23 protein-coding genes are annotated in these 26,875 nt (G+C 69.6%); 16 read left to right on the top strand and 7 right to left on the bottom strand.

The features are described from left to right. Positions 1-321 precede the first annotated feature (321 nt). From CEG14_RS03280 to CEG14_RS03265, 4 genes are read left to right on the top strand one after another with little or no spacing between them, the layout of a single operon-like run. A complete protein-coding gene (locus CEG14_RS03280) occupies positions 322-1,338 on the top strand; it encodes an ABC transporter substrate-binding protein (protein WP_373454173.1) in 1,017 nt (338 codons plus the stop codon). After that, the gene (locus CEG14_RS03275; RefSeq protein ID WP_094824909.1) at positions 1,335-2,150 is read left to right on the top strand and encodes an ABC transporter ATP-binding protein; all 816 of its coding nucleotides are present in this window, start codon (positions 1,335-1,337) and stop codon (positions 2,148-2,150) included. The genes CEG14_RS03280 and CEG14_RS03275 overlap by 4 nt, the downstream gene beginning before the upstream one ends. A 3-nt stretch (positions 2,151-2,153) precedes the next feature. Continuing rightward, entirely contained in the window at positions 2,154-2,981 is an 828-nt protein-coding gene (locus CEG14_RS03270; protein ID WP_094824908.1) for an ABC transporter permease, read from the top strand. Between the two features lie 11 nt (positions 2,982-2,992). Next, complete coding sequence (locus CEG14_RS03265; protein WP_094824907.1) at positions 2,993-3,685, top strand: isochorismatase family cysteine hydrolase; 693 nt, start codon at positions 2,993-2,995, stop codon at positions 3,683-3,685. Positions 3,686-3,689: 4 nt separating this feature from the next. Here the strand turns inward: CEG14_RS03265 and boxA are convergent, their stop codons facing one another. The 4 genes from boxA to CEG14_RS03245 form a co-directional block, all read right to left on the bottom strand. After that, entirely contained in the window at positions 3,690-4,937 is a 1,248-nt protein-coding gene (boxA, locus tag CEG14_RS03260; protein WP_094824906.1) for a benzoyl-CoA 2,3-epoxidase subunit BoxA, read from the bottom strand. A gap of 15 nt (positions 4,938-4,952) precedes the next feature. Next, the gene (gene boxB / locus CEG14_RS03255; RefSeq protein ID WP_094824905.1) at positions 4,953-6,380 is read right to left on the bottom strand and encodes a benzoyl-CoA 2,3-epoxidase subunit BoxB; all 1,428 of its coding nucleotides are present in this window, start codon (positions 6,378-6,380) and stop codon (positions 4,953-4,955) included. Between the two features lie 91 nt (positions 6,381-6,471). After that, a complete protein-coding gene (gene boxC, locus CEG14_RS03250) occupies positions 6,472-8,127 on the bottom strand; it encodes a 2,3-epoxybenzoyl-CoA dihydrolase (RefSeq protein WP_094824904.1) in 1,656 nt (551 codons plus the stop codon). A 137-nt stretch (positions 8,128-8,264) separates the two neighbouring features. Next, positions 8,265-9,173: a helix-turn-helix transcriptional regulator gene (locus CEG14_RS03245; protein WP_094824903.1), complete on the bottom strand. Its 909-nt coding sequence runs from the start codon at positions 9,171-9,173 to the stop codon at positions 8,265-8,267. A 189-nt stretch (positions 9,174-9,362) separates the two neighbouring features. Between CEG14_RS03245 and CEG14_RS03240 the strand changes: the two genes are divergently transcribed. The 9 genes from CEG14_RS03240 to CEG14_RS03200 all read left to right on the top strand — a co-directional run bounded on the left by CEG14_RS03240 (position 9,363) and on the right by CEG14_RS03200 (position 18,583). After that, a complete protein-coding gene (locus CEG14_RS03240; RefSeq protein WP_094824902.1) occupies positions 9,363-9,839 on the top strand; it encodes a 4-hydroxylaminobenzoate lyase in 477 nt (158 codons plus the stop codon). Positions 9,840-9,848: 9 nt separating this feature from the next. Further along, a complete protein-coding gene (locus CEG14_RS03235) occupies positions 9,849-11,429 on the top strand; it encodes a 3,4-dehydroadipyl-CoA semialdehyde dehydrogenase (protein ID WP_094824901.1) in 1,581 nt (526 codons plus the stop codon). A gap of 93 nt (positions 11,430-11,522) precedes the next feature. After that, the gene (locus CEG14_RS03230) at positions 11,523-13,082 is read left to right on the top strand and encodes a benzoate-CoA ligase family protein (RefSeq protein WP_094824900.1); all 1,560 of its coding nucleotides are present in this window, start codon (positions 11,523-11,525) and stop codon (positions 13,080-13,082) included. After that, positions 13,079-13,966, top strand: coding sequence for an alpha/beta fold hydrolase (locus CEG14_RS03225; RefSeq protein WP_373454172.1), 888 nt, complete (start codon positions 13,079-13,081; stop codon positions 13,964-13,966). Before CEG14_RS03230 ends, CEG14_RS03225 begins: the two co-directional genes overlap by 4 nt. A gap of 21 nt (positions 13,967-13,987) precedes the next feature. Continuing rightward, the gene (locus tag CEG14_RS03220; RefSeq protein WP_094824899.1) at positions 13,988-15,157 is read left to right on the top strand and encodes an ABC transporter substrate-binding protein; all 1,170 of its coding nucleotides are present in this window, start codon (positions 13,988-13,990) and stop codon (positions 15,155-15,157) included. Between the two features lie 15 nt (positions 15,158-15,172). Further along, a complete protein-coding gene (locus tag CEG14_RS03215; protein ID WP_094824898.1) occupies positions 15,173-16,054 on the top strand; it encodes a branched-chain amino acid ABC transporter permease in 882 nt (293 codons plus the stop codon). 12 nt (positions 16,055-16,066) lie between these two features. Continuing rightward, entirely contained in the window at positions 16,067-17,134 is a 1,068-nt protein-coding gene (locus CEG14_RS03210; RefSeq protein WP_373454171.1) for a branched-chain amino acid ABC transporter permease, read from the top strand. Further along, positions 17,127-17,876, top strand: a complete 750-nt coding sequence (locus tag CEG14_RS03205; RefSeq protein WP_094824896.1) for an ABC transporter ATP-binding protein — start codon at positions 17,127-17,129, stop codon at positions 17,874-17,876. The genes CEG14_RS03210 and CEG14_RS03205 overlap by 8 nt, the downstream gene beginning before the upstream one ends. Then, positions 17,873-18,583 carry an ABC transporter ATP-binding protein gene (locus tag CEG14_RS03200; protein WP_094824895.1) on the top strand — a complete coding sequence of 237 codons (711 nt, stop codon included), beginning with the start codon at positions 17,873-17,875 and terminating at the stop codon, positions 18,581-18,583. Before CEG14_RS03205 ends, CEG14_RS03200 begins: the two co-directional genes overlap by 4 nt. 4 nt (positions 18,584-18,587) lie before the next feature. On the opposite strand, the gene CEG14_RS03195 is transcribed toward CEG14_RS03200, so the two are convergent. Continuing rightward, positions 18,588-20,087, bottom strand: a complete 1,500-nt coding sequence (locus CEG14_RS03195; protein WP_094824894.1) for a hypothetical protein — start codon at positions 20,085-20,087, stop codon at positions 18,588-18,590. 284 nt (positions 20,088-20,371) lie between these two features. On the opposite strand from CEG14_RS03195, the gene CEG14_RS03190 reads away from it, so the two are divergent. After that, positions 20,372-21,028 (top strand): GntR family transcriptional regulator, encoded by a 657-nt coding sequence (locus tag CEG14_RS03190; RefSeq protein ID WP_094824893.1) that lies wholly within the window; start codon positions 20,372-20,374, stop codon positions 21,026-21,028. A 43-nt stretch (positions 21,029-21,071) separates the two neighbouring features. On the opposite strand, the gene CEG14_RS03185 is transcribed toward CEG14_RS03190, so the two are convergent. Continuing rightward, on the bottom strand, positions 21,072-23,519 hold the full coding sequence (locus CEG14_RS03185; RefSeq protein ID WP_094824892.1) for a bifunctional acetate--CoA ligase family protein/GNAT family N-acetyltransferase: 2,448 nt from the start codon (positions 23,517-23,519) through the stop codon (positions 21,072-21,074). Between the two features lie 132 nt (positions 23,520-23,651). Here CEG14_RS03185 and gltX point away from each other — a divergent pair, with 132 nt between their 5' ends. Both gltX and CEG14_RS03175 read left to right on the top strand, forming a co-directional pair. Next, positions 23,652-25,064 carry a glutamate--tRNA ligase gene (gene gltX, locus CEG14_RS03180; RefSeq protein WP_094824891.1) on the top strand — a complete coding sequence of 471 codons (1,413 nt, stop codon included), beginning with the start codon at positions 23,652-23,654 and terminating at the stop codon, positions 25,062-25,064. 168 nt (positions 25,065-25,232) lie between these two features. After that, a complete protein-coding gene (locus CEG14_RS03175; protein ID WP_256985566.1) occupies positions 25,233-25,535 on the top strand; it encodes a type II toxin-antitoxin system HicB family antitoxin in 303 nt (100 codons plus the stop codon). 72 nt (positions 25,536-25,607) lie between these two features. Here the strand turns inward: CEG14_RS03175 and CEG14_RS03170 are convergent, their stop codons facing one another. Further along, positions 25,608-26,810, bottom strand: a complete 1,203-nt coding sequence (locus tag CEG14_RS03170; RefSeq protein ID WP_094824889.1) for an MFS transporter — start codon at positions 26,808-26,810, stop codon at positions 25,608-25,610. Positions 26,811-26,875: the final 65 nt, after the last annotated feature.

The raw sequence follows: 26,875 nt of genomic DNA, 5'->3' as shown, positions 1-26,875 counted from the left end.
GCTTGTATACAAGCCGGTATCCCACCACCCCATGATTTGGCGTTTTCTACAGGAAAACGCTAATTCGCACCGGCTTGTCCGCCCGGATTCCTGAATATAGTATTCAATCCATGCCCCGCGTCCGTACCAGGACGCGCCGGGCGACGGGCAGGCCGGTCCCCGCCGGCGCATTCTCCCCGCCCCTCGTCTTTGCGCTTTGCCGCTGTTCCCGCAGTCGCTGCACCGCTGTACGACGTCAACACACCCAATCGATTTCCGCGGCCCCGCGCCGGCGGCGACCTCGCGCGCCGCCCGTGACGGCCGCCCACGCCGGAGCTCGCCGTGAAGATCTATCCCTTGGCATCCCTTGGCCGCTGGCTCTGCGCCGCGGCCCTGCTCTGTGCCTCCGGCGCCGCCTCGGCCGCCGAGGCGCTCAACCCGCCCGTGAAGGTGCGCTACGAGGAAGTGGTGCGGTCCATCCTGTACGTGCCCAAGTACGTGGCCCTGTCGCAGGGCTACTTCAAGGAAGCCGGCCTGGACGTGGCCATGAAGACCTCGCAGGGCACCGACAAGGGCATGACCGCCCTGCTCTCGGGCAGCGCGGACATCGTGCTGATCGGCCCCGAGGCCTCGATCTACGTGCAGAACAGCGAATCGCCGGTGAAGCCGCGCATCTTCGCCGGCCTGACGGCGACCGACGGCTTCTTCCTGCTCTCGCGCAAGCCGGTGGAGAAGTTCGACTGGTCGATGCTCAAGGGCAAGGAGATCATCGGCTTCAGGCCGGGCTCGAATCCGATCGTGTTTCTCGAGACCGCCCTGCGCAAGCACGGGGTGGATCCGCAGAAGGACGTGAAGCTGCTCAACAACATCGGCATCCCGGCGCGCGCCGGCGCCTGGATGGCGGGCCAGGGCGAGTACGGCATCTTCCTCGAACCCGAGGCGGGCGAGCTGGTGCGCAACGGCAAGGGCCACATCGTGGCCTCGGTCGGGCACGAGGTGGGCCAGGTCGACTACACGGTGTTCACCGCCACCGACAAATACATCCGCGACAACCCCAAGGTGATCCAGGCCTGGACCGACGCGGTGGCGCGCGCCGAAAAGTACGTGCAGGCCACACCCGCCGGCACGCTCGCGCCGCAGGTGGCGAGCTTCTTCCCGGGCATGGACCAGGCCGGCATCGTCGACGCCATCGAACGCTACAAGCAATACCAGATCTGGAAGACCGCGCCGCTCGTCACGCCGCAGGCCATGAACCAGCTGCAGGACATGCTGGTGGCCAGCGCGGTGATGAAGGAAAGCGCGCGCGTGAAATACGAAGACGTGGTGATCGCCGACTTCGCCAACAAGGTGCAGCCATGAGCGCGGTCGTGCACACGCTGGCCCCGGCGCAGGCGCCGGCCAGCGCCAAGATCGAGATCCGCAACGTCTGCCTGAGCTACTTCACCGCCGACGGCGAGACCCAGGCCCTCTCGGACGTGTCGTTCGAGCTCGCCGCGGGCGAGTTCGTCAGCCTGATCGGCCAGAGCGGCTGCGGCAAGAGCACCCTGCTCTCGCTGATGGCCGGCCTGATCGCGCCCACCGCCGGCAGCGTGCTGGTGGACGGCGCGCCGGTCACGCGGCCCTCGCCGCGCATCGGCTACATGCTGCAGCAGGACTATCTGTTCGAGTGGCGCACCATCCTGGAGAACGTGATGCTGGGCGCCGAGATCCAGGGGCGGCGCGACGCGCGCAGCGAGGCGCGCGCCGTGCACCTGCTCGAGAAATGCGGGCTGGGCGCGTTCCTCAACCACACGCCGCGCCAGCTCTCGGGCGGCATGCGGCAGCGCGCCGCGCTGGCGCGCACGCTGGTCACCGAGCCCGACGTGATCCTGCTCGACGAGCCCTTCTCCGCGCTGGATTCGCAGACCCGGCTCGCGATCTCCGACGAGGTGGTCGACATCCTGCGGCGCGAAGGCAAGACCGTGGTGCTGGTGACCCACGACATCGGCGAGGCCATCGCCATGACGGACCGCGTGATCGTGCTGTCGCGCCGTCCGGGCCGCATCAAGAGCCAATACCGCATCGCCTTCGCGCAGCCGCGGCCCACGCCGTTCCAGGCGCGCACGCGGCCCGAATTCAACAGCTATTTCGAACAGCTCTGGAAAGAGCTCGACGTGCACGTGGAGGGCTGAACCATGACTACCCCCGCCGTTGCGCTGCGCGCGGTCGCGCCGCCCAGCCCGCAATACCAGGCCTGGCTGCGCCGCACCGAGCGCCGCCGCACCCACGTCCGCCTGGCCCAGCTCGCGCTGCTGGTGCTGTTCTTCGCGCTGTGGGAAATCCTGCCGCGCATGCACGTGCTCAATCCGCTGCTCACCAGCTATCCGAGCGCGCTGTGGCCCACCTTCATCGAGCTGTGGCGCAACGGCAATCTGCCGCAGCACATCGCCACCACCGTGTCGGCCACGCTGGTGGGCTTCGTGCTGTCGATGGGGCTGGGCATCGCCTGCGCGGCGCTGCTGTGGTGGTCGGACTTCGTCTACAAGGTGCTGGATCCGTTCCTGGTGGTGGCCAACGCCATGCCCAAGATCGCCTTCGTGCCGATCTTCTACCTGTGGCTGGGCTCCGACTATGCGGTGTACGGCATGGCCGTGGCGATCGCGGTGTTCGTGACCATCATGGTGGTGTACGCGGGCTTTCGCGGCATCGACGCCAACAAGATCAAGCTGGCGCACACCTTCGGCGCGTCGCGCTGGCAGATCCTCACCAAGGTCGTGCTGCCCGGCAGCGTGCCCACGCTGATCGCCGCCGTGAAGATGAACATCGGCCTGGCCCTGGTGGGCGTGATCGTGGGCGAGTTCCAGTCGGCCGACTCGGGGCTGGGCTTTCTCATCATGAACGGCAGCCAGATCTTCAAGCTCAACATCGTGATGACCGCGATCACCCTGCTGGCGATCATCTCCAGCCTGATGTATCTCGCCATCTATCGCATCGAGGCCGCCGTGATGCGGCGCTACGCCTGAAGGAGAGCGGCATGGAATTCCCGCAATGGGTGCAGGACCGCGTGATCGCGCGCCAGGGCCGGCTGCATCCCTACGACCATTTCGACGCGGCGCGCTGCGCGGTGGTGGTGATCGACATGCAGCGCTATTTCACCGAGCCCGGCTTCCAGGGCGAGTGCGCGCCGGCGCGCGAGATCATCGCGCCGATCAATCGCCTGTGCGAGGCGCTGCGCACGGCCGGCGGCACCGTGGTGTGGGTGCAGACGGCATCGGACAACGCGGACAGCTTCTGGTCGCATCATCATGGCGTGATGCTGACGCCGGAGCGCAGCCGGCGCCGGCTCGAGACGCTGCGGCGCGACGCGCCCGGGTATGCGCTGCATCCGGGCATGGACGCGCGCGACGGCGATCTGCGCGTGACCAAGCGCTTCTACAGCGCGATGGCGCCGGGGTCGTCGGAGCTGGAGCCCCTGCTGCGCGGACGCGGCATCGACACGCTGTTCGTCACGGGCACGGTCACCAATGTGTGCTGCGAATCCACGGCGCGCGATGCCATGATGCGCGACTTCCGCACGGTGATGATCGACGACGGGCTGGCCGCCGTCACGCCGCAGGAGCACGAGCACGCGCTGCAGGGCTGGATGCTGTTCTTCGGCGACGTGCTCTCGGTGGACGAGGCCCGCGCGCGGCTGGTGCCGGCCGCGGGCCTGCGCCGCAGCGCCTGAGCCCTCAGTAGGTTTCGAGATGCAGGCGGCCCTCGCGGCGCAGCCGGTCGGCGAGGCCCGGCCAGTCGTGGCCGGCCTCGGCCACGATGTCCTGCAGGGCCTGCAGCACGCCCGACTCCATGCCCTTCAGCCCGCACACATACACATAGGTGTCGCCCTGGGTCAGCAGCCGCAGCACGTCGGCGGCCCGCTCTCGCATCAGGTCCTGCACATAGCGGCGCGGCCGCTCGGGCTCGCGTGACAGGGCCAGGTTGATGTCGATGAAGTCGCGCGGCAGCTTCATCAGCGGACCGAAGTACGGCAGCTCGCGCTCGGTGCGGGCGCCGAAGAACAGCATCAGCTCGCCCAGCTCGCCCTCGGCGATGCGGCGCCGGCAGTGCTCGGTCATGGCCCGCATCGGCGCGGCGCCGGTGCCGGTACAGATCATCATCAGGTTGGCGCGCGGATGGTTCGGCATCAGGAAGGTGTTGCCGAACGGGCCGATCACGCGCACCGTGTCGCCCTTGGCCAGGTCGCAGAGGTAGTTCGAACAGACGCCGTTGACCGGGCTGCCGTCGTGCGTCTGCGTGACGCGCTTCACCGTGATCGAAAGATTGTTGTAGCCGGGCCGCTCGCCGTTGCGCGGGCTCGCCAGCGAGTACTGGCGCGCGTGGTGGGCCCGGCCCTGCGCATCGGCGCCGGGCGGCAGCACGCCGATCGACTGGCCCTCGAGCACCGGGAACGGCAACTGGCCGAAGTCCAGCACGATGTGATGGATGTCGCTGTCGGTGTCGGCATCGGTGACGCGGTAGTTGCCCACCACCGTCGCCTCGACCGGCGTCTTGTGCGAGTACAGGTTCACGTACGGATGCGCGGCCGACCAGGGCGGCACGATGGCGCCGGGCGCCACCGGCACCGCGGCCGGCGCGTCCTCGGCGGGCTGGGCCGCCACGGCGTCCGGCGCGGGGGCATCGGTCGCCCGCACGTCGACCGCCACCGGCTTCTCGGCGGGCAGCTCGTCCCAGGAGAACTGCTCGTCGAGGCTGTAGGCATCGCCGCGCGCCACCAGCCGCCAGTTATCGATGGAGCCGGTGGGGCACGGCGGCACGCAGGCCATGCAGCCGTTGCAGATCTCCGCGTTCACCACGTAGTTGCGGCCGTCGTGGGTGATCGCATCGATCGGGCAGGTTTCCTCGCAGGTGTTGCAGCGGATGCAGATCTCGGGATCGATCAGGTGCTGCTTCAACAGCTCGCTCGACAAGGGCGCGTTCATGGCAGACCCCGGCACTCAGTTGAAACGGACGTACTCGAAGTTCACCGGCTGGCGATTCACGCCCATCACGGGCGGCGCGATCCAGTTGGCGAACTTGCCCGAGTCGACCACGCGGCCCATCAGCGAGGCCACGAAGGCGCGGTCTTCGGGCGTGGCCAGCCACTTGTGCTGGTTGGCGCGCCACTGGTCCTCGCTCAGCACCTCGCCCTCGGGCGACACGCGGATGCCGGCCAGCGTGCCGATCTGGCGGTTGAAGGCCTTGTGCGGCACCGAGAGCCGGAAGCCGATGCCGTTCTTCTCGATCACCTTGTTCCAGCGCGCCACGCCCGCCATCGAATCGCGGATGAAGTCGTCGCGCAGCACTTCGTTGAGGGCGTTGAGCATCGGCACCTCGATCTCGCGCAGGCGGCCGTCGACCACGCTAAGGATGCGATAGGTGTCGTTCTTGAGCTGGTGATCGTCAGTGCGCTTGCCCTCTTCGTAGCGCCCCTTCAGCCCCGAGCTGTAGAAGATCGCGGCATTGGACGACTGGTCGGCGCCGAACAGATCGATGGTGACGCTGTAGTGGAAATTCAGGTAGCGCTGGATGGTCTGCAGGTCGATCACGCCGGCGGCACGGATCGCGGCCGGGTCGTCGGTCTTGAGCTGGTTCATCACCTCGCAGGTGCGCTGGATCACGCGCGACACGCCCGATTCGCCCACGAACATGTGGTGCGCCTCCTCGGTCAGCATGAACTTGGTGGTGCGCGCCAGCGGATCGAAGCTGGACTCGGCCAGCGCGCACAGCTGGAACTTGCCATCGCGATCGGTGAAGTAGGTGAACATGTAGAAGGCGAGCCAGTCGGGCGTCTTCTCGTTGAACGCGCCCAGGATGCGCGGATTGTCGGCGTCGCCCGAGGTGCGTTGCAGCAGCGCATCGGCCTCCTCGCGGCCGTCGCGGCCGAAGTAACGATGCAGCAGGTACACCATGGCCCACAGATGGCGGCCTTCCTCGACGTTGATCTGGAACAGGTTGCGCAGGTCGTACTGCGACGGCGCGGTCAGGCCGAGGTGGCGCTGCTGTTCGATCGAGGCGGGCTCGGTGTCGCCCTGGGTCACGATGATGCGGCGCAGGTTGGCGCGATGTTCGCCGGGCACGTCCTGCCACACGTCGCGGCCCATGTTCTCGCCGAAATGGATCTTGCGCTGGCCGTCCTGCGGCGCGAGAAAGATGCCCCAGCGATAGTCGGGCATCTTCACGTGGTCGAAGTGGGCCCAGCCATCGGGCTCCACGCTCACGGCGGTGCGCAGATACACGTCGTGCTGGTGCGAACCGTCGGGACCCATGTCGCGCCACCATTGCAGGTAGTTGGGCTGCCAGTGTTCCAGCGCGCGCTGCAGGGCGCGATCGCCCGACAGGTTGACGTTGTTGGGGATCTTCTCGCTGTAATTGATGCCGCTCATGTCTCTTCTCCGTTGTGGCGGCGCGGGTCGGGCCGCGCCCTGCCTGTGGTGCCGGCGCGCGGGGCTCGCGCCCGCGCCGGCGGCGCGGTCCTCAGACCCGGTTCCAGTCGAAATTGGCCTGCTCGCCCTTGCCGTAGAGCTTGAGCGCGCCCTTCTCGCCGACGGCGTTGGGGCGGTTGAAGATCCAGTTCTGCCACGCGGTCAGGCGGCCGAAGATGCGGGTCGCCATGTTTTCCTTGCCGCCGAAGCGCAGGTTGGCCTCCATGCCGGTGAGCGCATCGGGCGAGAGCGCGCGGCGCTCCTCCAGGGCCAGGCGCACCTCGTCGTCCCAGTCGAGCTCGTCGGGCGCGAAGGTGACGAGGCCCAGCGCCAGCGCCTCGCGCGCATCCAGCGCGCGGCCGGCGACGGCGCGCACCGCCTCGAGCGGGCCCTCCTCTTCGTAGAAGCGCCGCTGCAGCCGGCTCTGGCCGGTCACCATGGGATAGGCGCCGAAGTTGCGGCCAGTGAGGGCGATGCGTGCGGGCGCGTCGGCATCCTCGTCGTCGCGCATGTAGATGCGGTCGGCCACCAGCGCCAGCTCGAGCAGGGTGCCGGTAAAGCAGGAGCCGGGCTCGATGAAGGCGAACAGCGTGCGCGACGTCACGTCGAGCCGCGCAAGCGTACGGCGCAGCATGCCGGTGGTCTCGCGCACGAACCAGTGCCCGGCGTGGCGCTCCAGCGCCGCGTCGGCGCCCTGCACCCGCGTGGCATCGCCCGCGGTCTTGAGCACCCAGGTGCCGATGTCGAGTTCGTTGGTGCGCATGTAGAGGATCGCGTCGTCGAGCTCGCGCGCCATGGCCAGCGGCCACCAGTCGGCGCCCTGCGCCAGGATGGCGTCGATCTCGTCGGGCACCGCCTCCTGCGGCGCACGCACGGTCCAGGTGGCGAGGCGGGCGTCGCGGTCGATGCGCACGTCGACGTGGCGATAGCGCAGTCCTTCGGCATCGGCCTCGCGCTGCAGCGGCGTGAGCGCCACGCCGGCGCCGCCGGGGCGATCGCTCAGCGCGGCGAGCGCCTGCGCGCGGCCCTGCACCGCTTCCTGGAACTGGGCCGGCTTGATCACGTCGTCGACCAGGCGCCACTCCTTGGCGCGCTGGCCGCGCACCCCTTCGACCAGGGTGCAGAAGATGTCGGCATGGTCGTGCCGCACGCGCCGCTTGTCGGTGACGCGCGTGAGGCCGCCGGTGCCGGGCAGCACGCCCAGCAGCGGCACCTCCGGCAGCGCAACGGCCGAGGACCGGTCATCGACCAGCAGGATCTCGTCGCAGGCCAGCGCCAGCTCGTAGCCGCCGCCGGCGCAGGCGCCGTTGAGCGCGGCAATGAACTTCAGGCCGCTGTGCTCGCTCGCGTCTTCCATGCCGTTGCGGGTTTCGTTGGTGAACTTGCAGAAGTTCACCTTCCACGCATGCGACGACAGGCCCAGCATGAAGATGTTCGCGCCCGAACAGAAGACGCGGTCTTTCATGCTGGTGACGACGACGGTGCGCACCTCGGGATGTTCGAAGCGGATGCGTTGCAAGGCATCGTGCAGCTCGATGTCCACGCCCAGATCGTACGAATTGAGTTTGAGCTTGTAGCCCGGGCGCAGGCCGGCGTCTTCGGCCACGTCCATCGCCAGGGTGGCGACGCTGCCCTCGCAGCTCAGGCGCCAGTGGCGGTAGCGGCTCGGTTCGGTGCGGAAATCCACCGCGGATGAAACTGTGCTCATGCTTTGTCTCCTGACGGCCTTCTCTCGATGCCTGTGGCTTCACCACGAAAGCACAATACTGCATGTGATGAATTAAAATGCAGAATAGTGCACGAGAAAAAGCACGTCAAGGCTGACGTGCACAAAAATGCAGTTTTTTACAGGGGCAGGCCGCAGGCCTTGCGCACGTGGGTGCGCAGGCCGGCGAAGCTCTCGGGCAGGCTGAGCTCGCTGGTGACCCAGGTCAGGTCGGCCTTGGCATAGAAGGCCTCGCGGCCGGCCAGGATGCGCTTGAGGTCGGCCATGGCCTCGTTGTTGCCGGACATCGGACGGAAGTCGCCCTGCGCCATCACGCGGCCCATGTGCTCTTCCGGCGTGGCGCGCAGCCACACCGTGTAGCAATGCGCCAGCAGCAGGTTGAGCGTGGCGGGCTCGGAGACCAGGCCGCCGGGCGTGGCCAGCACCATCTCGGGATAGATCTGCACCGCCTCCTCGAGCGCGCGGCGCTCGTAGCGGCGGTAGGCGTTGGGGCCATACAGATTGTGGATCTCGAGGATGCTGCACCCGGCCACCCGCTCGATCTCCTTGTTGAGCTCGATGAACGGATAGCCCAGGTCATCGGCCAGCATCTGGCCCAGCGTGGACTTGCCCGCGCCGCGCAGGCCGATCAGGGCGATGCGCTGGAACCGGTTGGGCCGCTGTGCGCCCGCGCCCACGCCGAACAGCTGGGTCAGCACCTCGCGGGCGCGTTGCAGGTCGGATTCGCTGCGGCCGCTGAGCAGCTCGCGGATCAGCAGCCACTCGGGCGACTCGGTGGTGACGTCGCCCACCAGCTCGGCCAGCGCGCAGTTGAAGGCGCGCGCGATCTGCAGCAGCACGAGGATCGAGGCATTGCCCACCCCGTGCTCGAGATTGGCGAGATGGCGCTCCGAAACGCCGGTGGCCTGGGCCAGGCTCTTGCGCGTCATGCCGCGGATCGCGCGCAGGCGGCGCACCCGCTCGCCGAGGGCGATCAGGAACGCCTCGCGGCGAGGTTCCATCGGCGCAGATTCGAGCGCTTGCTCCATGGGATAGATGCTCCGCAATAACCCTTAATCGCAAGGTGACATGAACTATAGTGCTTGACGCTCTTAATTTAAAGCACTATTTTTCCATCACCCGCTTGAACTTGTGCTGAGAACCCGGGCACCGCCTGCACCGCACGCACTGTTTTGCATGCAGGGCCGCCGGGGGTCGATAGTGTAAAGGACGCTGCCATGAGTACGCCTGAACAGTTCCACGCCCTGATCCGGGAAGTCACCGACCGGATCGGCGACGCGCCGCTCGACGCGCAACTGCAGCACCAGCTGAACCGCGACATCGGCCCCGGCAGCACGCTCTACAGCCGGCTGTTCGAGGCCTGTAAGACCGGGGTGGCCGAGGGCTGGATGTGCAAGTACGAGGGCGGCGGGATCCGCTATGGCCGCGTCATCAAGCCGGACCCATCCCTGGGCGGCTACTCCGTCGACGTGGTCGACATGGACGACCTCGCCGGCCCGCATCACCGCCATCCCAACGGCGAGATCGACCTCATCATGCCGCTCACCGACGCCGCGCGCTTCGACGGCCACGGCGCCGGCTGGCTGGTCTACGGCCCGGACTCGGCGCATGCGCCCACGGTGAGCGACGGCCATGCGCTGGTGCTGTACCTGCTGCCCGCGGGCGCCATCGAATTCACCCGGCCCGCGGCCTGAGGAAAGCCCATGCACATGCTCGACAGCTACGTCCACGGCGCCTGGGTCGGCGGCACGGGCGAGCCCGCCTGGCTCAAGGACCCCGTGACCGGCGAGACGCTGGCCGGCGCCAGCAGCGCCGGCCTCGACCTGGCTCGCGCCTGCGCCTACGCCCGCGACACGGGCGGCGCGGCGTTGCGGGCGCTCTCCTGCGCCGAGCGCGCCGCGCTGCTGGCGCGTGTGGCCGAGGTGCTGACCGGCCAGCGCGACAAGTATTACGAGATCGCCCTGCGCAACAGCGGCACGGTGAAGAACGATTCGGCCGTGGACATCGACGGCGCGCTCTACACCCTCTCTTATTACGCGCGCCAGGGCGCCCGCATCGAAGACCGCGCCTGGCGCATGGACGGCACGCCCGACACGCTCGCCAAGGAGCCCGGCTTTGGCGTGCAGCACGTGCTGGCGCCGGTGCGCGGCGTGGCGATGCTGATCAACGCGTTCAACTTCCCGGCCTGGGGCCTGTGGGAAAAGGCCGCGCCGGCCCTGCTGTCCGGCGTCCCCGTGATCGCCAAGCCGGCCACCGCCACCGCCTGGCTCGCGCATGAAATGGTGCGCGACGTGATCGCGGCCGGCGTGCTGCCGGACGGCGCGCTCAGCCTCGTGTGCGGGGGCTCGGCGGGCCTGCTCGACGCCCTGCAGCCGCTCGACCTGCTGTCCTTCACCGGTTCGGCCGACACCGCGATGCAGTTGCGCACGCATCCATCGGTCGCGCGCGACGGCGTGCGCCTGAACGCCGAGACCGACAGCGTGAACAGCGCCCTGCTCGGCCCGGACGCCCTGCCCGGCAGCCCCGCCTTCGAGGCGCTGGTGCGGGAGGTCGTGCGCGAACTGAGCGTGAAGTCGGGCCAGAAGTGCACCGCGATCCGCCGCATCTTCGTGCCGCAGGCGCATTACGAGGCCGTGGCGCAGGCCATCGGCGCGCGCCTCGCCACGCTCACGGTCGGCAACCCGCGCGCCGACGTGCGCATGGGGGCACTGGTGAGCCGTGCCCAGTATGAAAGCGTGAGCGCGGGCCTCGCGCGGCTGGCCGCCGATTGCGACATGCTGCACGACGGCCGGCAGGCCCCGCTGGTCGATGCCGATCCCGCGATCGCGGCCTGCATGGCGCCGACGCTGCTCGGCACGCGCGACCCCGACGGCCATCCGGCCGTGCACCACACCGAGGTGTTCGGGCCGGTCGCCACGCTGATGCCGTATCGCGACGCCGACCACGCGTGGGCGCTGGCGCGCCGCGGCCAGGGCTCGCTGGTGGCCTCGGTCTATACCGACGACACCCGCTTCCTGGCGCACACCGCCCTGGCCCTGGCCGACAGCCACGGCCGCATCCACGGCGTGAGCGCCGAGGTGGCAAAGAGCCATACGGGCCACGGCAACGTCATGCCGCAGTCGCTGCATGGCGGCCCCGGCCGCGCCGGAGGCGGCGAGGAGCTGGGCGGACTGCGCGCGCTGGCCTTCTATCACCGCCGTTGCGCCGTGCAGGGCGCGCTGCAGCGGCTCGACGCCCTGCCGCGCCTGCACGGCCCGGCGCCCGCTTTCGAGACCGTCCCATGACGCCCTGATCCATCCCCGGCCGCAACGACCGCGCCCCCCGGAGCCTACCCAGAGCCGCATGACGGCCAGGCCCGGTCCCTCGAGGAGACAAGCATGCACGATTGCCCGAACGAGCTGAATTACGCCAGCTACCTGGCGGCCCTGAACGCGCCCCGCGCGGCCAAGACCGCCTACATCGACGACCATCGCCAGCTCAGCTATGGCGAGCTGGCCGAGCGCGTGGCGCGCATGGCCGGCGCGCTGCGCCAGCTCGGCCTGCGGCGCGAGGAACGCGTGCTGATGGTGATGCACGACACGGTGGACTGGCCCAGCGCCTTCCTCGGCGCGCTGCACGCGGGCGTGGTGCCGGTGGCCGTGAACACGCTGCTTACCGCCGAAGACTACGCCTACATCATCGGTCATTGCCGGGCCCGCGCGCTGGTCGTGTCGGGCGCGCTGCTGCCCACGCTGCGCCAGGCGCTCGCGCAGTGTCCGGGCGACATCGAGCACCTCATCGTGTCGCAGCCCACCGCCGCCGCGCAGCCGGGCGAGCACGAGTTCGAAGCGCTGCTGGCCGAGGCGCCGCTGGTGCCGGCGGCGCGCACGCTGGCCGACGAGATCGCCTTCTGGCTCTACTCGTCGGGCTCGACCGGCAAGCCCAAGGGCGTGGTCCACACGCACGGCAATCTGTGGCACACCGCCGAGCTGTACGCCAAGCCGGTGCTGGGCATCCGCGAGGACGACGTGGTGTTCTCGGCGGCCAAGCTGTTTTTCGCCTATGGCCTGGGCAACGGCCTGACCTTTCCGCTATCGGTCGGCGCGACCACTATCCTGATGGCCGAGCGGCCCACGCCGCAGGCCGTGTTCCAGCGGCTCACCACGCACCGCCCGTCCATCTTCTACGGCGTGCCGACGCTCTACGCCAGCATGCTGGCCGCGAGCGACCTGCCGCCGCGCGAGCAGGTGCGGCTGCGCGTCTGTACCTCCGCCGGCGAGGCATTGCCGCGCGACATCGGCGAGCGCTTCACCCGCCATTTCGGCTGCCAGATCCTCGATGGCATCGGCTCGACGGAGATGCTGCACATCTTCCTGTCGAACCAGGAAGGTCAGTTCCGCTACGGCACCACCGGCAAGCCGGTGCCGGGCTACGAGGTGCAGCTGCGCGACGATAGCGGCCTGCCGGTGCCCTCCGGCGCCATCGGCGATCTCTACATCAAGGGCCCCAGCGCCGCCCTGATGTACTGGAACAACCGCGACAAGACCCGCCAGTGCTTTCTCGGCGACTGGCTCAAGAGCGGCGACAAATACGTGTGCGACGCCGATGGCTACTACACCTACGCCGGCCGCAGCGACGACATGATCAAGGTCAGCGGCCAGTACGTGTCGCCGGTCGAGGTGGAGAACGTACTGATCCAGCACGAGGCCGTGCTCGAGGCCGCCGTGATCGGCGTGCCGGACCACGACGGCCTGGTGAAGACCAAGGCGTATGTGGTGCTGCGCCCCGGCTACGCGCCCGACGACCAGACCGGCGCGGCGCTGCAGCAGTACGTGAAGCAGCACCTCGCGCCGTTCAAGTATCCGCGCCAGATCAACTTCACCGAAGAGCTGCCCAAGACCGCCACCGGCAAGATCCAGCGCTTCCGCCTGCGCCAGATGGAAGAGGCCTCGCTGTGAACGCGTCGGGGGTCGCTGCGTCGGGCGCCGCTGCGTCGGCCGTTGCCCCGCCGCGCCCGGCCACCCTGCTGGCCGAGGTGAACGCCGCGGGGCGAGCCCTGCGGCTCGAGTACGCCTGGATCGACGCCGCGCGGCGCGATGCGCCGTTGATCGTGTTCCTGCACGAAGGGCTGGGCTCGGTGGCGATGTGGCGCGACTGGCCCGCGCGCCTGTGCGCGGCCACGGGCTGCCGCGGGCTGGTGTATTCGCGCGCCGGCTACGGCCGTTCCACCCCGCGGGCGCGCGACGAGCGCTGGCCGGCCGGGTTCATGCACCACGAGGCGCGCACGGTGCTGCCGGCGCTGCTGGCGGCGCTGGGGGTGGACGCGCGCGCCGAGCCGCCGATCCTGTTCGGCCACAGCGATGGCGCCTCGATCGCGCTGCTGTATGCCGCCGCGCATCCCGACGCCGTGGCCGGCGTGGCGGTGGCGGCGCCGCACATCCTGGTCGAGCCCGTCACGCTGGCCAGCATCGCGCAGGCGCGCGAGGCCTATCTGCACACCGACCTGCGGGCGCGGCTGGCGCGCCATCACGACGATCCCGACTCGGCCTTCTGGGGCTGGAACGATGTGTGGCTGTCGCCCACGTTCGCCGCCTGGAACATCACGGCCGAACTGGATGCGCTGCGCTGTCCCGTGCTCGCCATCCAGGGCCTGGACGATGAATACGGTTCGCTGGAACAGATCCGCGGCATCCGGCGCCGCGCGCCCCAGACCCGTCTGCTCGAGATTGCCGCCTGCCGGCATTCCCCGCACAAAGATCAGCCCGAAGCCGTGCTTCAGGCGATGCGGCATTTCGTCGACACCCTGCCGACGCGCCGGGCCGCCCCATCCGGCGGCCGATAACAACCACAGGAGACTTCCGCCATGAACCCGATCCTGAATCGCGCCGCGCTGCTGGCCGGCGCCAGCGCCCTGATGTTCGCCACCGCCCCGGCCCACGCGGCCGACAAGATCAAGGTCGGCTTCATGCTGCCCTACAGCGGCACCTACGCCGCGCTGGGCACCGCGATCGAGAACGGCTTCAAGCTGTACGTGCAGCAACAGGGCGGCAAGCTGGGCGGCCGCGAGGTCGAGTACTTCAAGGTCGACGACGAATCGAATCCGGCCAAGGCCTCGGAGAACGCCAACCGCCTGATCAAGCGCGACCAGGTCGACGTCGTGGTGGGCACGGTGCACTCGGGCGTGGCGATGGCGCTGGCCAAGGCCGCCAAGGACAGCGACACCACGCTGATCGTGGCCAATGCCGGCGCCGACGCGATCACCGGCCCGATGTGCGGCCCCGGCATCTTCCGCACCTCGTTCACCAATTGGCAGCCGGCCTATGCCATGGGCCCGGTGGCCTTCGCCGACGGCAAGAAGACCGCGATCACCGTGACCTGGAAGTACGCGGCCGGCGACGAGGCGGTGAAGGGCTTTCGCGAAGGCTTCGAGAAGGCCGGCGGCAAGGTCGTGAAAGACCTGACGGTGCCGTTCCCCAACGTGGAGTTCCAGTCGGTGCTGACCGAGATCGCGGCGGCCAAGCCCGACATGGTGTTCAGCTTCTTCGCCGGCGGCGGCGCGGTGAAGTTCGTGCAGGACTATCACGCGGCCGGCCTGAACAAGAGCATCCCGCTGTACGGCTCGGGCTTTCTCACCGACGGCACGCTGCAGGCCCAGGGCCCCTCGGCACAAGGCCTGATGACCACGCTGCACTATGCCGACGGCCTGAACACGCCGCGCGACAACGCCTTCCGCGCCGACTACGACAAGGCCTACAAGCTTGCGCCCGACGTGTACGCGGTGCAGGGCTACGACGCGGCCCAGCTGATGCAGGCCGGCCTGGCCGCGGTCAAGGGCGACATCGGCAAGAAGGCCGACTTCCGCAACGCCATGCGGTCGGCCACGATCGACAGCCCGCGCGGCCCCTTCACGCTGTCGGCTGCCGGCAACCCGGTGCAGGACATCTACCTGCGCAAGGTCGAGGGCCTGGAAAACAAGGTGCAACGCGTGGCCGTGCAGAAGCTCGCCGATCCGGCGCGCGGCTGCAAGCTCTGAGGTCCGGAGCGCGCCATGGACCCCGGCATCCTCCTGATCCATACGCTCAATGCCGTTCAGTACGGGCTGCTGCTGTTCCTCGTGGCCAGCGGCCTGACGCTGATCTTCGGCATCATGGGCATCATCAACCTGGCCCATGGCAGCTTCTACATGATCGGCGCCTACATGGCCTTCGCGCTCGGCCCGCTGGTCGAGCGCGGGCTGGGCGGCGGCTTCTTCGTGACGCTGCTGGTGTGCGTGGTGGCGGCGACGGTGCTGGGGTACGTGCTGGAGTTGCTGTTCTTCGGCTTTCTCTACCGGCGCGATCATCTGCAGCAGGTGCTGATGACGTACGGGCTGATCCTGGTGTTCGAAGAACTGCGCAGCATCCTGGTGGGCAACGACGTGCACGGGGTGCCCATGCCGGCGTGGCTGGCGGGCACGGTGCCGCTGGGCGACGTGATGACGTATCCGGTGTACCGGCTCTTCATCGCAGGCGCCGCGCTGGCGGTGTGCGCGCTGCTCTACTGGGTGATCACACGCACGCGCGTCGGCATGATGGTGCGCGCCGGCGCCAGCAACCGCGAGATGATCGGCTCGCTCGGCATCGACATCAACCGGCTCTATCGCTGGGTGTTCGCCGCCGGCGTGGCGCTCGCCGCGCTGGCCGGGGCGCTGGCCGCGCCGGTGTCGTCGGTGTATCCGGGCATGGGCAACGGCGTGCTCATCATCTGCTTCGTGGTGGTGGTGATCGGCGGCATCGGTTCGGTGCGCGGCACCTTCCTGGCCGCCATGCTGGTGGCCGCGGTCGAGACCTTCGGCCAGGTGTTCTTCCCCGCCGCGGCGGGGGTGCTGGTGTATGTGTTGATGGCGACGATCCTGCTGTACCGGCCCGAAGGGCTGTTCAAGCAGGGTTGAGGGCAGGAGTCCATGATGTCGACAAGCAAACTCTCCCGCCACGGTCTGCCGCTGGTCTGCGTGCTCGCCCTGGCCGCGTTCGCGTGGTCGGGCAGCGATTACTACACCGGCCTGGCCATGAAGATCATGATCTACGGCCTGTTCGCGCTGAGCCTGCAGCTGCTCGTGGGCGGGGTCGGGCTGGTGAGCCTGGGCCATGCCGCGTTCTTCGGCCTGGGCGCCTACGCCGCAGCCCTGTTGAGCCCCGAGGCGCAGGCCGGCTCGCTGTGGCTGCTGCTGCCCGCCGCGGTGCTGTGCGCCGGCCTCTACGCGCTGGTCACGGGCGCGCTGGTGCTGCGCACGCGCGGCATCTACTTCATCATGGTCACGCTGGCGTTCGCCCAGATGGCCTATTACGTGATGCACGACACCAAGCTGGGCGGCGGCAGCGACGGCATCTATCTGTATTTCCGGCCCGAGCTCAGCCTGGGCGGCTGGCTGCCGTTCGACCTGAGCGACAACACCACCTTCTATTTCTTCGTGCTGGCCTGCCTGTGCCTGGCCTGGATCCTGCTGGCCCTGGTGCGGCGCTCGCCCTTCGGCGCCGCGCTGGCCGGGATCCGCACCAACGAGCAACGCATGCGCGCGGCCGGCTATTCCACCTATCCCTACAAGCTCGCCGCTTATGTGCTGGCGGGCATGCTGGCCGGTCTCGCCGGCTTTCTCTACGCGCTCAAGGACGGCTTCGTCACGCCGGAGCTGATGGCCTGGGAGCAGTCGGGGCTGGTGCTGCTGATGGTGATCCTGGGCGGCCTCGCGCGCCAGGGCGGCGCGGTGCTGGGCGCGGCGGGCCTGGTGCTGCTGCAGGAGCTGTTCCAGTCGCAGGAGGTGTTCGGCGCCTTCGCGCGCCACTGGCACCTGTCGCTGGGGCTCGCCATTATCGTCCTGGTCGCCTGGCTGCCCGACGGGCTGATCGGGCTGGCGCGGCGCCGCGTCCGGCCGCCGGCCGATACCGCGGCCGCCCCCGCGCCTGCGGCCGCGCCGCGCGGCGCCACCGACCCCGCGCAACCGCTGCCCGTTTCGGGAGATTCGCATGCCTGACGTCCTGCTCTCGGCTCACGCCATCACGCGCCGCTTCGGCGGCCTGCTCGCCGTCGACGGCGTCTCGCTCGACCTCGCGCGGGGCGCGGTACACGCCGTGATCGGCACCAATGGCGCGGGCAAGTCCACGCTCATCAACATCCTGTCGGGCGAGCTCGCGCCGACCAGCGGCCGCGTCACGCTCAAGAACACCGACGTGAGCCAGTGGCCGCAGCCGCGCCGCGCCCGCGCGGGGCTGGGCCGCACCTACCAGCGCTCGACCATCTTCCCCACCCTGTCGGTGCACGAGAACTGCCGGCTCGCCGCGCAGGCGGGAAGGCAGCGCTTCTGGCATTGGTTTGCCGACGCCGGCGCCTGCGCCAGCAGCGCCGGCAGCGCGCGCGACGCGCTGGCGCGCACCGGCCTCGAGGCCCAGGCCGACCGCCCGGCGGGGCTGCTGCCGCACGGCCACAAGCGCCAGCTCGAGATCGCCATGTGCCTGGCCGGCGCGCCCTCGGTGCTGCTGCTCGACGAACCGCTGGCCGGCATGGGCCCGGAGGAAACCGAGCGCATCCTCGAACTGCTGGCCGTGCTCAAGCGCGATCACGCGATCCTGCTGGTGGAGCACGACATGGACGCGGTGTTCCGCGTCGCGGACACGATCACGGTGATGGTCAACGGCTGCACCCTGGCCAGCGGCTCGCCCGCCGAGGTGCGCGCCAACCCGCAGGTCCAGACCGCCTATCTGGGAGAACACGCATGAGCGCGCTGGTGCGCACGCAGGACCTGCATACCCATTACGGCGCCAGCCACGTGCTGCGCGGCGTCGACCTGGACATCGCGCCGGGCGAGGCCATCGGCCTGATCGGCCGCAACGGCATGGGCAAGACCACGCTGATCCGCAGCATGCTCGGCCTGGTCCGGCCGACGCGCGGCAGCGTGCACGTCGGCGGCCGCGACTGCACGCGCGCGCAACCCCATGCGATCGCGCGGCTCGGCGTGGCCTACGTGCCGGAGGGCCGCGGCATCTTTCCCAACCTGAGCGTGCGCGAAAACCTGCAGGTGGCGGCCCGGCGCGGCAACGGCGCGCGCCAGCAATGGGACTACGCCCGCGTGCTGGCCACGTTTCCGCGGCTGGGCGAACGGCTGGGCCATGGCGGCCAGCAGCTCTCGGGCGGCGAACAGCAGATGCTGGCGATCGGCCGCGCGCTCATGACCAATCCCGAGTTGCTGATCCTGGACGAGGCCACCGAGGGGCTGGCGCCGCTGGTCGTGGCGGAGATCTGGCAGATCATCGCGCGCATTCGCGCCACCGGCATCTCGACGCTGATCGTGGATCGCAACTTTCGCGCCGTGCTCGCCCACACCGACCGCTGCGTGGTGATGGAAAAGGGCCGGCTGGTCGAAGGCGGCGACAGCGCCGCTTTCTCCAGCCGGCCCGAAGCGCTCGCGCGCTATCTGGGCGTCTGAGGCTTCAGGTCAGGAAGCTGATCGCGACCACGGTCGAGACGATCAGCCCGGTCACCACCGGCAGGAACAGGCGCCGCACCAGGTCCAGCACCGAGACGCGCGCAAAGCCCGCCACCGCGATCAGCGACGACCAGGCCACCAGCGTGCCGCCGCCGGTCCAGACCGCGCCCATCTGGCCGATCGCGGCCAGCGTGGCGGCATCCACGCCGGAGGTCGCGCCCAGCGCGCCCGACAGCGCGCCGGTCAGCGGCAGGCCCGAGAAGCCCGAGCCGTCGATACCCGTGATGATGCCGACCAGCAGCACGCCGAAACCCACCACGAAGGCATTGTCCGGAATCCAGCTCTGCGAGGCCGCGAGCAGGTCGAACAACAGGTTGGGCGCATGGCCGGGCTCCGCGCCGAGGATCGCGGCGCTCTGGTCGGGCGCGCCGAGAAAGAAGAAGCCCGCGATCGGCAGCACCGAGCCCATGGCCTTGAAGGCGAACACGAAACCGTCGGTGACGTGGTCGGCCGCGGTGTTGAGGAATTCGCGCCGCGCCACGCCGGCCAGCGTGGCGAGCACCATCAGCAACGCGGCGGTGCCACCCACCAGCGCTGCGGCCTCGCCGCCACGCAGCGGCGGCAGATTGGGGAACAGGCGCGGCGCCACCATCACCAGCACGATGGCCAGGAATGCCAGCGGCGTGAGGATGGCGAACAGCCGCGACCAAGCCGTGTTCGGCGCCGTCACCGGGCCCGGGCCGTATTCGACGGCTTCGGCCAGCGCCTCCTTGTCCATGGTGCCGGCCTCCTCCACCGCTTCGGGCACGGCCACCGCCTTGCGTTGCCAGGCGGCCAGCAGGCTTTCCGATGGCGCGCTGATCTCGCGCCGCATGCCCAGGTAGGCGAGCAACAGCGCCAGCAGGCCGGTCACGAGCGAGAGCACCAGCGTGCGTTCCGCGACCAGCGCCACGGCGACGCCGGCGGCCTTGGCGCTGATGCCCGGCGCCACGCCAATCACATAGTCCGAGGACAGCGCCATGCCCTGGCCGGCAATGGCGATGGCACACGCGGCGCCGAGCGGCGGCAGGCCCGCCGCGATCGCGGCGGGCAGCAGGATCGCGGCCACCAGCGGCACGGCCGGGGTCGGCCAGAAGAACAGCGAGATCAGGTAGGTGGCCAGGGCCAGCACCACGAACGCGATGTGGCCGTTGGTCATCACCGCGCGAAACGGCTGCACCATGCGCACATCCGAGCCCAGCGTCTTGAGCGCGTTCAGCAACGCGGTCATGAAGGCGATGACGAGAAAGATGTTGAACAGCTCCTTGGCCGCCACGAAGCTCGCGTTGAAGACGGCGGTGACGCCGGCCACGACGCTGCCGCCCGCGAAGGCCATGCCCACCAACAGCGTGCCGAGCAGCGACGGCACGACGACGTTGGCGCGAAAGATCATCGTGACGACGATGACCAGCACCCCGAGCAGATACATCCAGTGCGCGGCAGTGATGACGACTTGTTGATCCATGATTTACCCCCTGATCGCCGTACGAATCGGCTTGTTGACGCCACGACCCGCGCGGCCACTCTGACGGCGGCTCGCGCGGCGTTTCGTATACTATATTCGTAATAGACAAAAAGTCATATGTTCTACCGTTTGTCCAGGCGAGCGGTAATTCCGGCCTACAGCACTGATATTTAAGGATTTATCAGCCAGGATCGAGACAAACCCGAGGAACAGGAGTTTCCCGATTGACCGATGATTGAATACGATATACGTTGAGTTTTTCTCGCCGGATATCCACCGCGCCCATGACGCTCGGCAGCCAGCACGCCCCGCTCTTCGCCCTCGTGCAGGAAACCCTGCGGCGCCGCATCCTGGCCGGCCACTACCGGCAGGGCGAGCGATTGGTGGAGGGGGATATCGCACTGGAAATGGGGGTGTCGCGCATTCCGGTGCGCGAGGCCCTGCGCGCGCTGGCGGCGGCGGGGCTGGTGCGCATCGAGCCGCGCCGCGGCGCCTCGGTCACCAGCCTGTCGCGCGAGCATGCGCACGACATCGTCGAGGTGCGCGCCACGCTCGAGGCGCTCAATGCGCGCCTGGCGGCGCAACGCCGCAGCCCGGCGCAGATGGCGGCGCTCGACGGCGCGATCCGCGCCGGCCAGGCGGCGATCGAGCGCGAGGACATGCCCGCGCTGCTCGAACAGAACCGGCGCTTCCACGATCTGCTGGGCGGCGCCAGTAGCAACGGCGTGCTGCAGGACCTGATGCGCTCGCTGCGCGACCGCACCGCCCTGCTGTTCTCACGCAGCCATGCCGCGCGCGCGGCCGAGATCTGGCAGGAACACGCGGGCATCCTGGGCGCGGTGAAGGCCGGCGACGGCGAGCTGGCCGGCATGCTGGCGGCCCGGCACGTCCATCATGCGGCCGAATGGTATTTCGAGCTGAAGACGACGCCGCTGCAGTGAGCGGCGCGATCGACGCGCGCGGGCGACTCGCGCCCGCGCCTCGTCAGGCCCCCGGATTCAGGTCCAGCCAGACCCGCCGCATCGTCGGATCCTCGGGATCGGCGTCGTTGGTGAAGCCCAGCCGCGTCATGAGCGTGAGCATCGGGCGGTTGGTCGACAGCACCAGCCCGTCGATGTATTCCAGCCCCTGCTCGCGCGCGGCGTCGATCAGGGCCGACATCAGCTGCCCGCCCAGCTTGCGCCGCTGCCAGTCGTCGCCGATCACCAGCGCGTATTCGGCGCCGCGGCCATCGGGGTTGCGCAGGTAGTGCGCGAAGCCGATGATGACCTCGCGCGGATGCCCGCGGTTGGCCGGATTGGGCACCTGCGTGGCCGCCACGAGCGCCAGCTCGCGGTGGTAATCGATCTGGGTGTAGCGCGACACCATCCGCGGCGTGAGCTCGCGCATCATCGACACGAAGCGCATGTAGCGCGAGCGCTCCGACAGGCCGCGGATGAACTCCTGCAAGGGTTCGCCGTCTTCGGGGCGGATCGGCCGGATCACCCACGGCGTGCCGTCGTCGAAGCGGCGCACCTGCACCAGCCGCGCCGGATAGGGATGGATGGCCATGTGCGGATAGCCGCTGACCTGCGGCGATTCGCAAGCCGGCTCGGCCGTGAGCGTGATCCGCAGCCCGCCGGCGCGCAGTTGCGTCTCGCCGGCGTAGAGCGGATCGATATCGACCGCGTCGATGTCGGGCAGCTCCGACACCAGCTCCGAGACCTGCACCAGCGCGTGCTGCAGGGCATCGGCCGCGAGGTTGCTCACCTGCGGCGACAGCACGCGCCGCCACAGCCGGCTGCGCTCCACCAGCTGGCGCGCCAGGTAGCCGTTGAGCGGCGGCAGGTCCATGCCGCGATCCGCGCTCAGGATCGCGTCGGGGCCGCCGGCGCCGAAGCGGATCACCGGGCCGAAGTTGGGATCGCGCCGGACCCGGATCGCCATCGGCCGCGATTCGGCCTCGCCGGGACGCACGCCCATCGGACCCGCGCGCAGCGGCACGTAGAACAGATCGAGCAGCGTGCGGGCATCGGCCGCGGAGAGCTCGCGCAGGCCCTGCGCGCGAGCCTGCGCGATCAGGTCGCGCGCGGCCGTCAGGTCGGGCACCAGGCTGGGCGGCTCGGGCGGTTGCGTCTGCAACAGCAACTGCTGGTTGTAGAAGTGCGTGGCCAGCACGCCGAACGCGTCGGCGGCCGACTCGGGCGTGCGAAACGCCGGGGTGCCGGCGTCGTCGAGCATGCGGCGCAAGGGGCGCATGCCCGCATCGCCCATGAAGCAGCTCACCACCGGCTTGCGTGCCTTGGGCGCGATCTGGGCCAGCTGGCGCGCCACGGCGGTCATGTCGGCCAGCGCGTCGGGCGCGAGCAGCACCAGCACGCCGTCGACCGCGCCGTCGGCCAGCAGCGTGTCGAGCAGCGACTGCAGGCGCTCGGGGTTGAGCGGCGTGTAGGTGATGACCGGGTTGTCGGTGGCGGCGTCGGGCTCGAGCATGCCGGCCAGCTCGCGCCGCGTGGCGGGCGCCAGCTCGGCGCGGGTGACCGCGGCGTCCGGGCCGATCAGGTCGAGCGCCAGTTGCGGCGGGCCGCTGCCATTGGACAGCAGCGCCACCCTGCGGCCGCGCGGACGGCGCGCATAGCCCAGCACCTTCACGGCGGAGAACAGCTGCACGAAGTAGCGCACCCGCACCGCGCCGGCGCGGCGCAGGGCGGCGTCGAACACCGCATCGGCGCCGTCGGCGTCGCCGCGGCCGGCCTTGAGCACGATCACCGGCTTGACGCTGGCGGCGGCGCGCAGCGTGCTCATGAATTCACGCGCCGCGCCGATGTCCTCGAGGTAGAGCACGATGCTGTCGGTGCGCGGATCGCTGGCCAGATAGTCGAGCACCGGCGACAGGCCCAGCACGGCTTCGTCGCCCAGCGACACGGCGGTGGAAAAGCCGATGTGCACGTCCTCGGCCCAATCCATCACGGCGGCCATGATCGAGCGCGATTGCGCCACCAGCGCCACGCGCCCGGCGCGCGCCAGGGTGGGATGCTGGCTCAGGTTGAGCCCGGCATGCGGGCGCTGGGCCCCGAACGAACGCGGCCCCAGCAGCTCGCAGTGATTGGCCTCGGCCCAGGAGCGGCACAGCGCCTGGGTGCCGCGCGGATACGGGTCCGGCAGCTCGTGCGGCAGCAGTATCAGCGCGCGCGGCGCCAGCGGCGTGAGGCGGCGCAGGGTTTCGGGCAGGACCGCCGGCGACACGCAGACCAGCGCCAGGTCGGGCCGCTCGCCAGGCGCCAGGCCGATGCAGGCCTCGGGCAGCAACGGCGCTTCGCCGCAGTCGGTGTCGATGATGGTGGTGCGGGCGCGCAGCGCGGCCGGCAGCACCGAGGCGGCCGGCAGGCTGCGGTCGGCCACGATCAGCAGGGATCGCGGCTCGAACATCGGGGCTAAGGCATGGCGCAACATCGCGGTCGGGACACTCATTTAAAATGGCGTTGATCGTAACAATACAACCAGTCACCCTATACGGCGAGCCGAGCCCGGCGCGCCGTTTCTAGAAGGAGGCGCGCAGCGCCACCCGCCGCGCCCGGACCCACCATGACCACGACCGCCACGAAACCCATACGCACCCGCTTCGCCCCCTCGCCCACCGGCTTCCTGCACCTGGGCGGCGCGCGGACGGCCCTGTTCTCGTGGGCCTTCGCCCGCCACCACAAGGGCGTGTTCGTGCTGCGCATCGAAGACACCGACGTCGAGCGCTCGACCGACGCCGCCGTGCAGGCGATCCTCGACAGCATGGACTGGCTCGGCATGCAGCCCGACGAGGGCCCCTTCTACCAGATGAAGCGGATGGACCGCTATCGCGAGGTGCTGGCCGGCATGCTGGAGGCGGGCACCGTCTATCACTGCTACAGCTCGCCCGAGGAAGTCGAGGCGATGCGCGAGGCCGCGCGCGCGCGCGGCGACAAGCCGCGCTACGACGGCACCTGGCGCCCCGAGCCCGGCAAGGTCCTGCCGCCCATCCCGGCCGACCGCAAGCCCGTGATCCGCTTCAAGAACCCGCAGTCCGGCGCCACCAGCTGGGACGACATGGTCAAGGGCACGATCAGCTTCGACAACACCGAGCTCGACGACCTGATCATCGCGCGCCCGGACGGCACGCCCACCTACAACTTCTGCGTGGTGGTCGACGACTGGGACATGGGCATCACCCACGTGCTGCGCGGCGACGACCACGTCAACAACACGCCGCGCCAGATCAACATCCTGAAGGCCCTCGGCGCCGAGCTGCCCCAGTATGGCCACGTGCCGATGATCCTCGGCCCCGACGGCCAGAAGCTGTCCAAGCGCCACGGCGCGGTCAACGTGATGGACTACGACGCCCAGGGCTACCTGCCGGAAGCGATGGTCAATTACCTGGCGCGCCTGGGCTGGAGCCACGGCGACGACGAGCTCTTCACCCGCGAGCAGCTGGTCGAATGGTTCGACACCGACCACCTGACCAAGTCCGCCTCGCAGTGGGACCCGAAGAAGCTGAACTGGGTCAACGCCCACTACATCAAGGCGATGGACAGCGCCGAGCTGGCCCGCCGCGTGGCGCCGCGCGTCGAGCGCCGTGGCGGCAAGCCGGGGTCGGCCGACCTGACCGCCGTGATGGACCTGCTGAAGGACCGCGCCGAAACGCTCGAACAGCTGGCCGACGACGCCATGCTGTTCTGCGGCGAATTCAAGCCCGCCGAGGCCGATGTGGTCGCGCAGCACCTGACCGCGCCCGCGCGCGAGGCGCTGGCCGCCTTCGCCCAGGCCGCCGCCGGCACCGACTGGACCCGCGAGGCCGTGGCCGCGCTGATCAAGCAGGTGCTGGCCGAGCGTGGCCTGAAGATGCCGCAGTTGGCCATCCCGCTGCGCGTCGCCGTCTTCGGCCGCCCCCAGACCCCGGCCGTCGACGCGGTGCTGGTGCTGCTCGGCAAGGACGAGGTGCTCAAGCGCCTGGCCAACCTGCCCGCCTGAGCGCGCCTTCCCCCCGAAAAAGCCGAGGCATGCCTCGGCTTTTTCGTTGCCGGCATACGCCCAAAAGCGGACTTTCGGGTTATCGCGTCATCGACTGTAGGCCCGATAATCCGCATTCAGGAATACCGCGGATTCGCTCTCTCGACTGAGGCGGAAGGGGTCAGCGGATTGCGTCAGGAGTCCTCCATGCGATCCCCCCTCCATATACAGAAAGCCGTGAATACCGCGTACGGCGCATCGTTTCCCGATTTTCCCGGCTGCTTCGCCGCCGCCGACAAACTGCGCGACCTGCCGCGCGCGGCGCAGGAGGCCGTCGAGGCGCATCTGCATGGCGAGGGCGACGCGATTCCCGCGCCCTCCACGCCGGAAGCCTGGGTCGGCCATGCCGATTTCAAAGGCGGATTCTGGATGATGGTCGACATCGACCTGTCGAGGATCGGCATGCGCGCAGTGCGGCCGAACACCAAATGACCGAAGCCTGAACCGCACCAACCCGTAAAAAAGCCGAGGCATGCCTCGGCTTTTTCGTTGCCCCGCGTGGCGTCACGCCGATTGCAGGGCGGCGCGCTGGCGCGTGTAGAGCGCGCGGGCAAAGCCGGCGCCGAGCAGCGGCAGCAGCACCGCGGCGGTGGCGAACAGCGCGCCGGCGCCGGCCGCGTCGATCACCAGGCCGCCCACCGCCACGCCCGCCGCCTGGCCCATGAACAGGCACGAGGCGAACCAGGCCACGGCCGTGCCGCGCGCGCTCGGCACCATCTGCGTGGCATTGGTCTGCAGCGTGGCGTGCAGCAGGTAATAGCCGAAACCGGCCAGCACGCTGGCCACCATGCCGAAGGCCCAGACCGGGCCGAGCAGATAGCCCAGGAACGCCAGCGCGAGCGTCAGGCCGCCGGCGACCGACATGCCGCGCTCGCCCAGGCGGCGCACCAGCTTCGCCGCCACCACGGTGTAGGCCAGGCCGCCCAGCGCATAGACCGCCACCAGCGCGCCGGCCGCGGTCAGCGAGATCTCGAAGCGCTCGTGCAGATAGGCCGGCGCGAACGCCAGCGCGCCGAACACCAGCAGGCCCTCGCAGAACACGGTGAAGAGCACGATGCGCGCCCAGCGCACCTGCAGTACGGTGCGGGCCTGGGCCACGAAGCCCTGCACGGCGGGCGCCTGCACGATGGCGATGCCGGCGGCGCGCTGGCGCGACACCTCGCGCAGCAGCAGCACGCCGACCACGAGATAACCGGCCACCAGCGTGGCGAAGGCGGCGCGCCAGCCGATGGTGTCGGCGAACAGGCCGCCGGCCAGCTGGCCGGCCGCCATGCCGAGAATGGTGCCGGTGAGAAAGCGCGCCAGCGTCGCCTGGCGCCGTTCGTAGGGCACGTTGTCGCCGATCCAGGCCATCGACAGCGGCACGATGCCGGCGCCGGCGGCGCCCGACAGGGCGCGGCACAGCACCAGCCAGTCCAGGCTGCCGGCGAACACGGCGCCCAGGCTGCCCAGCGCGCAGGCGAAGGTGGCGATCGAGATGACGCGGTACTTGCCGTAGCGGTCGCCGACCGGGCCGAAGAACATCTGCAGCACGCCGTAGGCCACGGCAAACGCCGTGATGGCGTGCGCGGCCTGGCCGGTGGAGGTGCCGAAATCGGCCGCGAGCTGCGGCAGCATGGGATCGCAGATGCGAAACGCGCTCGCGCTCACGAAAGCGGCGAGCGCGAGCAGCGCGATGGCGCGGCTCTCGGAATACGCGGTGGTCATGGCGGATCAGGTGCGGGCGACGGACGACAAGCCCGCAACCTTACACCCGCCCGCCCGCTTTGACG

Source organism: Bordetella genomosp. 1, from assembly GCF_002261335.1.
GTDB lineage: Bacteria > Pseudomonadota > Gammaproteobacteria > Burkholderiales > Burkholderiaceae_B > Bordetella.
This window is presented reverse-complemented; position numbering and strand designations above follow the sequence as displayed.

Bases quoted from the DNA above. Each gene is read 5' to 3' on its own strand.
- CEG14_RS03245 (WP_094824903.1), bottom strand. From the start codon at position 9,173: ATGGAGCAAGCGCTCGAATCTGCGCCGATGGAACCTCGCCGCGAGGCG.
- boxB (WP_094824905.1), bottom strand. From the start codon at position 6,380: ATGAGCGGCATCAATTACAGCGAGAAGATCCCCAACAACGTCAACCTG.
- CEG14_RS03230 (WP_094824900.1), top strand. From the start codon at position 11,523: ATGCACGATTGCCCGAACGAGCTGAATTACGCCAGCTACCTGGCGGCC.
- CEG14_RS03170 (WP_094824889.1), bottom strand. From the start codon at position 26,810: ATGACCACCGCGTATTCCGAGAGCCGCGCCATCGCGCTGCTCGCGCTC.
- gltX (WP_094824891.1), top strand. From the start codon at position 23,652: ATGACCACGACCGCCACGAAACCCATACGCACCCGCTTCGCCCCCTCG.
- CEG14_RS03270 (WP_094824908.1), top strand. From the start codon at position 2,154: ATGACTACCCCCGCCGTTGCGCTGCGCGCGGTCGCGCCGCCCAGCCCG.
- CEG14_RS03185 (WP_094824892.1), bottom strand. From the start codon at position 23,519: ATGTTGCGCCATGCCTTAGCCCCGATGTTCGAGCCGCGATCCCTGCTG.
- CEG14_RS03195 (WP_094824894.1), bottom strand. From the start codon at position 20,087: ATGGATCAACAAGTCGTCATCACTGCCGCGCACTGGATGTATCTGCTC.
- CEG14_RS03215 (WP_094824898.1), top strand. From the start codon at position 15,173: ATGGACCCCGGCATCCTCCTGATCCATACGCTCAATGCCGTTCAGTAC.
- CEG14_RS03240 (WP_094824902.1), top strand. From the start codon at position 9,363: ATGAGTACGCCTGAACAGTTCCACGCCCTGATCCGGGAAGTCACCGAC.
- CEG14_RS03190 (WP_094824893.1), top strand. From the start codon at position 20,372: ATGACGCTCGGCAGCCAGCACGCCCCGCTCTTCGCCCTCGTGCAGGAA.
- CEG14_RS03210 (WP_373454171.1), top strand. From the start codon at position 16,067: ATGATGTCGACAAGCAAACTCTCCCGCCACGGTCTGCCGCTGGTCTGC.
- CEG14_RS03265 (WP_094824907.1), top strand. From the start codon at position 2,993: ATGGAATTCCCGCAATGGGTGCAGGACCGCGTGATCGCGCGCCAGGGC.
- CEG14_RS03235 (WP_094824901.1), top strand. From the start codon at position 9,849: ATGCACATGCTCGACAGCTACGTCCACGGCGCCTGGGTCGGCGGCACG.
- CEG14_RS03200 (WP_094824895.1), top strand. From the start codon at position 17,873: ATGAGCGCGCTGGTGCGCACGCAGGACCTGCATACCCATTACGGCGCC.
- CEG14_RS03275 (WP_094824909.1), top strand. From the start codon at position 1,335: ATGAGCGCGGTCGTGCACACGCTGGCCCCGGCGCAGGCGCCGGCCAGC.
- boxC (WP_094824904.1), bottom strand. From the start codon at position 8,127: ATGAGCACAGTTTCATCCGCGGTGGATTTCCGCACCGAACCGAGCCGC.
- CEG14_RS03220 (WP_094824899.1), top strand. From the start codon at position 13,988: ATGAACCCGATCCTGAATCGCGCCGCGCTGCTGGCCGGCGCCAGCGCC.
- CEG14_RS03205 (WP_094824896.1), top strand. From the start codon at position 17,127: ATGCCTGACGTCCTGCTCTCGGCTCACGCCATCACGCGCCGCTTCGGC.
- boxA (WP_094824906.1), bottom strand. From the start codon at position 4,937: ATGAACGCGCCCTTGTCGAGCGAGCTGTTGAAGCAGCACCTGATCGAT.